3 protein-coding genes are annotated in these 5,216 nt (G+C 31.2%); all 3 read right to left on the minus strand.

Going from position 1 to position 5,216, the window contains the following annotated elements:
• Positions 1-201 precede the first annotated feature (201 nt).
• Complete coding sequence (locus CUN59_RS18095; protein WP_104389160.1) at positions 202-1,641, minus strand: plasmid recombination protein; 1,440 nt, start codon at positions 1,639-1,641, stop codon at positions 202-204.
• Positions 1,642-2,250: 609 nt separating this feature from the next.
• A complete protein-coding gene (locus tag CUN59_RS18100) occupies positions 2,251-2,502 on the minus strand; it encodes a hypothetical protein (protein ID WP_038978315.1) in 252 nt (83 codons plus the stop codon).
• A 39-nt stretch (positions 2,503-2,541) separates the two neighbouring features.
• Entirely contained in the window at positions 2,542-4,848 is a 2,307-nt protein-coding gene (locus CUN59_RS18105) for a Rep family protein (protein WP_104389161.1), read from the minus strand.
• Positions 4,849-5,216 lie beyond the last annotated feature (368 nt).

Raw genomic sequence — 5,216 nt, forward strand, 5'->3', positions numbered from 1 at the left:
GCATAGGCTAAAATTATGAGTTTGAACTCATAATTTTCAGCACAGCACAGATGCTTTTTTATAAAAAGTTTCCATTTTAGTTTGACCTTATCTGACCTTAAAGCAAAACAAAGCACCCACTTACGTGGGTGCAACGCACCTGCTTTCGCAGGTGCTCAACGCTCGCTTTCGCTCGCTAACTCTAGTACCGGTAAAGTATCACTACAATTCACGTTCTACTTCTTTTGAATGTGATTTAACTCGTGACTTTGGTGCACCTTGCATATGGTTTGATTTTCTCTGTGCACTTTTCATCATGTTTGCACCAGATTTGATTACATCTGATAAACCTTTAGGGTCATCTTTATACACTTTAAATCTTGTATAATTAACAATCATTTCATCTTGATAATCCGTGTATTCTCCATTTTTATTTTCAATAACTTTATCCATAAATGATTTTTCATTTTGGTTTTGAATTTTGAGTTGTTGGTTTTCTTGTCTTAACTGTTCATTTTCTCTGCTTAACTGTTGTTTTTCGGTTTCAATTTGTGTTTTATAATTCAGTTTATCTTCATCAAGATTAGCTTTGAACGTTTCATATTTATCTTTTTCATCTTGTACGATGTTTTGCCATGTACGATGTTCTGATTCTTTTTCTCTCACTTTTAATTTAACTTCAGATAACTCTTGTTCGTACTTCTCTTTTTGATTCGATAAATCTTGAAACTCTTGATTAAAGTAATCAATATCAGCTTCATGGTCATTTTGCTGATATTCATAAATACTTGAATATAAACCGATAAGTTCATCACTCGTTAAATCTTGTACAGGTTTTTTAATCTTTTCATCGTTCATTTTAAAGATAGCTATACCATCGTTATTTACTTTCCCAACATTTTGACCAAAAGTTGTCATCATATCACGGTACTGTTTATCTTGTTGTTCAAACTGTTCAGCTTGAATGAAAAGTTTTTCATTGTGACGTGTCATTTTAGTGTCGTACTTTTCTTCCATTTGTTTTTTCCAATTTTGATAGTTGTAATCAACTCGATTCACACCTCGTTCAACGTCCCAACCTCTATCTTGTAAACCTTTAGCAAAAATCGTCTGCTTTTCACTCATAGCTTTTTTATTACCAGTTAACTCTTTTGCTTTTGAACGCAATTCTTGTTCATCTAACGTTGAAGATAATGATTGTGCATGTATTGAAGATTCATCACGATGTATAACATATGCTTTTATCTCTCCGTACAATTCTGGGTGTTCTTTCATCATATAATATACGTCTGTTAATAGTTCTTCAGCTTCATCATCGGTGTGTACAGCAAGCCATTCTTTTGAAGGTTGAATTACTTGTGAAAGCAAATCAACCGTATCAGATCGTAAACTTCTACGGTCGTATGCGGTGTATTCTTCTCCAGTTCTCTCAGCCCTCTTTTGATTAATTGTTTTAATTTTTTCTTTACGTTCTTTATCAAACGTTTCAATATTTGGTTTCTCTAACCAAACATTGTCCTTTGTTTTTTCGGGGTGCAAATCTCGTATCCCATCATCATATTTTTCTTTATCATCTTCAGTTCGATACATCTCTTTTAGTAAATTTTTAACACTTGCGTTTGCTTTAGTTTTCTTAAATTTATATGCAATTGTACCCGCCATTCTAAGATACTCCCTTCATAAAAAATTGCTCTTATTCATCGCAATTACATTCGCTAATGATGTTCCCTATTCGGTCACATCAAGCTCATTTTTTAACGGGTGAATGTTATCCAAAACGCTCCCTATTCGGTCACCTTTCGGATGCGTTAGCAATGCTCCTATTCGTCACATTGAACGCTTAACCATTCCCCCTTTCGGTCTATCTTATCATTGATAAGTAGAACTCGCTAGACTTATCTTCGATAAGTCTGCTCGTACACTCCAAAATACTCGCTCTTCGAGCTGCGTGTTTTTACGTTCAATCGTTCAGAAATACTCGGTCTTCGACCTGCGTGTTTCTTCACTCAAAGCAACATAAAAAGTGACGTTTAAGTTTAACTTAAACGCCATTTTTATTGCCTAATTTTTTAAAATTTCCTTTTGACATCAGGTTCCGATTTGTATGATTTGGTTTGGGTGTTGATTTGGATTAATCCAAATTCAAACCCTGCCCAAACGTTGAAACAAGTTCAACTATCATACTGCATTTCCTAATGTCAAAAGTGTGCTTTTAAAAAATAAATCACACCACCTAATGTGAAAAGTGGTGTGATGAAATGAGTTAAAAAATTAACCAAATTCTAGTTCTTCATAAAGCATAACTTCTCTTTCTATTTCCAAATAATATTTAATAGCTTGAACCATTTCAAAATAATCTTTACCATATTTTTCCCAATGGTCTTCTTTTTCCAATCGTCTAAAAATATTATGAGCACTATCATCAAACTCACCATTCATATTCAACAAAGGATCTAATTCTGAATAAAATTTCCAACTTATTTCACTAACATAATCATTAAACTCTTTATTACATTTTGCCATTAAAAATCACCCTTTTTCTAATTTTATGAATCAACTATTTTACGATTTAACAAACTCATTTATCATATCTTCGGTAATACCTCGACGTTCATTAAGCTCTTTAAAATTTTCATTTTCTTTAATTTTTTGAGCACGTTTTGCGTTCTTTTCTTCAAGTTCTTTTAATGGATTTTCATCATACATTTTAATCATATCATTAAGCGTAACACCCACTTTAATCTGAGCGTACATTGGACCTTTACACGGTATAATGTCATTTTCTAAATCATAAAATTCACGTTCCCAAAGTGCTAAACAAACGGGCAACTCTTCTTCTGGAATTGCATTTTTATAATCAGCACATTTATTATCTTCAATAAATTTATCAAGTTCATTTCTATCAATTGTTAATCGTTCTTTATCTGTTAACAATCGCTTTTGAATATCTTCAACTATTTCAATAGGATAACCACTTAAACCTTGTTTATAAATTCTTTCAATTGCATCTAAGTCAGCTTTACTCTCTTGTTGTATTTTGTCTAAGGTATCGATTTTATTTTGCAATGTAAAACCGTTACGTTCTTCTCTCATAGTCAAACCTTTACAAGGTATATTCCCGTTAACATAATCATAAAATTCAAGTTTCCAATACAAGTCATCGTATTCATTTCTCATGTGTTTAATTTCTTCATCAACAATGTCTGATTCTTTTTTTACTTCTGGATTGTTTTCTTGTTCTAACTTAACTCTCAAAACATATTCGTGATATTCATTCTTATGATTATCACAGTATTCTTTAGCCCCAGATTCTTCTAATTCTAATAATAAACTTTCATATAAAGGTCTATGTGGATTGCATAACGTTTCAACATTATATTCTTTATAATTAAATCTTATTTTTTCTCTATAAAATCTAAAGCCATCAACATATTGTTCATCTTGGTCTATATCAGCGTCACGCTTAACTTTACCATTTGTCATATCAATGACTGATTCTTTATCATTAATACATTTAACTATCATTGAAACAACTTTATCCATTTCGTTTTCATGTTTATAAAACTCATCAGATACAGCCATTTGTGTTTGTAACACAAATCCACGTTTCTTAAAATTAAATTGGAAAACATTTATATACTTTTGACCTTTACTTGTAAAAATTTCGATATAATTACTAAATCTTCTTGTGAACTGAAACGCAACATCTTTATATTCATCACCAAGATTGTCTCTAACTTTTAACTGACCAGTCGGCAATTCTTCAACTAGATGTTTACCACCTTTTGAATAACGTAATGTTTCATTTCTAAATCGTTCAAAACTTTTAGATGATGTCATAATTAAATAGTCAGCTGTCCAATTTATATCTTTTGTTCTTGATGAAACAGGTGCTTGTTGATGGTCATCAAAAACATTCATAATTTCTCTATAATCAAACAAACTACCCTGCATTTCATTTAAAATTGTCACTTTTTGATTTTTATATGTCCCCATTGGGTCATATGTTTTATCTGGCGACTTAGCTGCACCAACATGAACTCCCCTTTTATCTGCAAAAGCATATCCCAATTTATTAGCTAATGTAGTTTTACCTGTACCACCTTTCCCAGTGATATAAAGGTTTCTTAACCATCTACCATGTTTATTTCTATGTCTTAGTTTATCTGCAAAATACTCTCGCTCTGCGTATTCTCGTTTAGTTGTATAGTTATAATAAATATCACTTACCAAATTTTTATGTGTTGGGAATTTTTTATATAGTATCTTTATATCTGCCATTTCCCCTTTTTCTCTCAAACTAGTAACTTGAGACAATACTTCTTCAACTATTTCATCTTTAATATCTTTATCATCTTTATCTGAAACAGTTAATTTATTAAAATGTTCAAAATTATCATCTTCTGAAATATCAGTACCTACTTTATATAAACGATCTTGACCATATATAAATTTACCGTCTTTTCTTGCTTGTTTTGTAATATGCAACAAGTAACTAAGGGATCCCTTCACACTTTTAACTTTAGAAATATTTTCTGTTCTTGATATACCAAATGTTTTCATAATAGATCTAATAACTCGAGGATTTTTAAACTTAATTACAAAATGAACATGTAAACCTTTTTTATCCCCATTTGGTAACACGTCTTTATCATGAAATATAAAATAACAGTATTCACAATCATCTTGAATAGCTGTAAACATATCAACCATTTGTTTACGCCATTCATGTTCAGTTAAAGCATCTTCCTTTTTACGCAAATTGCCTGAATCATCAAGCTCATGCGTATCATATTCATAATTACGTTGCCCTGAAAACGTACGTGCTCTTGTAGCTAAAAAATCATCATCTTTTTGATAATTGCTCATATAAAAAACCTACCTTTGAAATTATTTCAAATGTAGGTGGTCCTTTTGTTACATATGTTTTTATATATTTCTATACTATTCTATACTTTTCTAACAATCATGCTTGATTATTAAAATTTAATAGGGTAATATGGAATCATAAATAAAATAATAAAACACATTGCATCGCAACAAATGACCACCAATCATTTGTTGTTTTTTATTTTAGACTATTTCTTGATCCAAAACAAGAAGTAGTCTTTTTTTTATGTTTTAAAAAATGCACAGATTTTGGGTGTGTGCCGAAAATAGTAATCTATTTTTTGATTAAAAAGCGACAAAGCACAGCGCACGAGAATGGGCGCCAGACGGAGTATCGGCGCCCGTAC

The sequence above is a fragment of the Cuspidothrix issatschenkoi CHARLIE-1 genome, assembly GCF_002934005.1.
GTDB classification, from domain to species: domain Bacteria; phylum Cyanobacteriota; class Cyanobacteriia; order Cyanobacteriales; family Nostocaceae; genus Cuspidothrix; species Cuspidothrix issatschenkoi.

Bases quoted from the DNA above. Each gene is read 5' to 3' on its own strand.
- CUN59_RS18095 (WP_104389160.1), bottom strand. From the start codon at position 1,641: ATGGCGGGTACAATTGCATATAAATTTAAGAAAACTAAAGCAAACGCA.
- CUN59_RS18100 (WP_038978315.1), bottom strand. From the start codon at position 2,502: ATGGCAAAATGTAATAAAGAGTTTAATGATTATGTTAGTGAAATAAGT.
- CUN59_RS18105 (WP_104389161.1), bottom strand. From the start codon at position 4,848: ATGAGCAATTATCAAAAAGATGATGATTTTTTAGCTACAAGAGCACGT.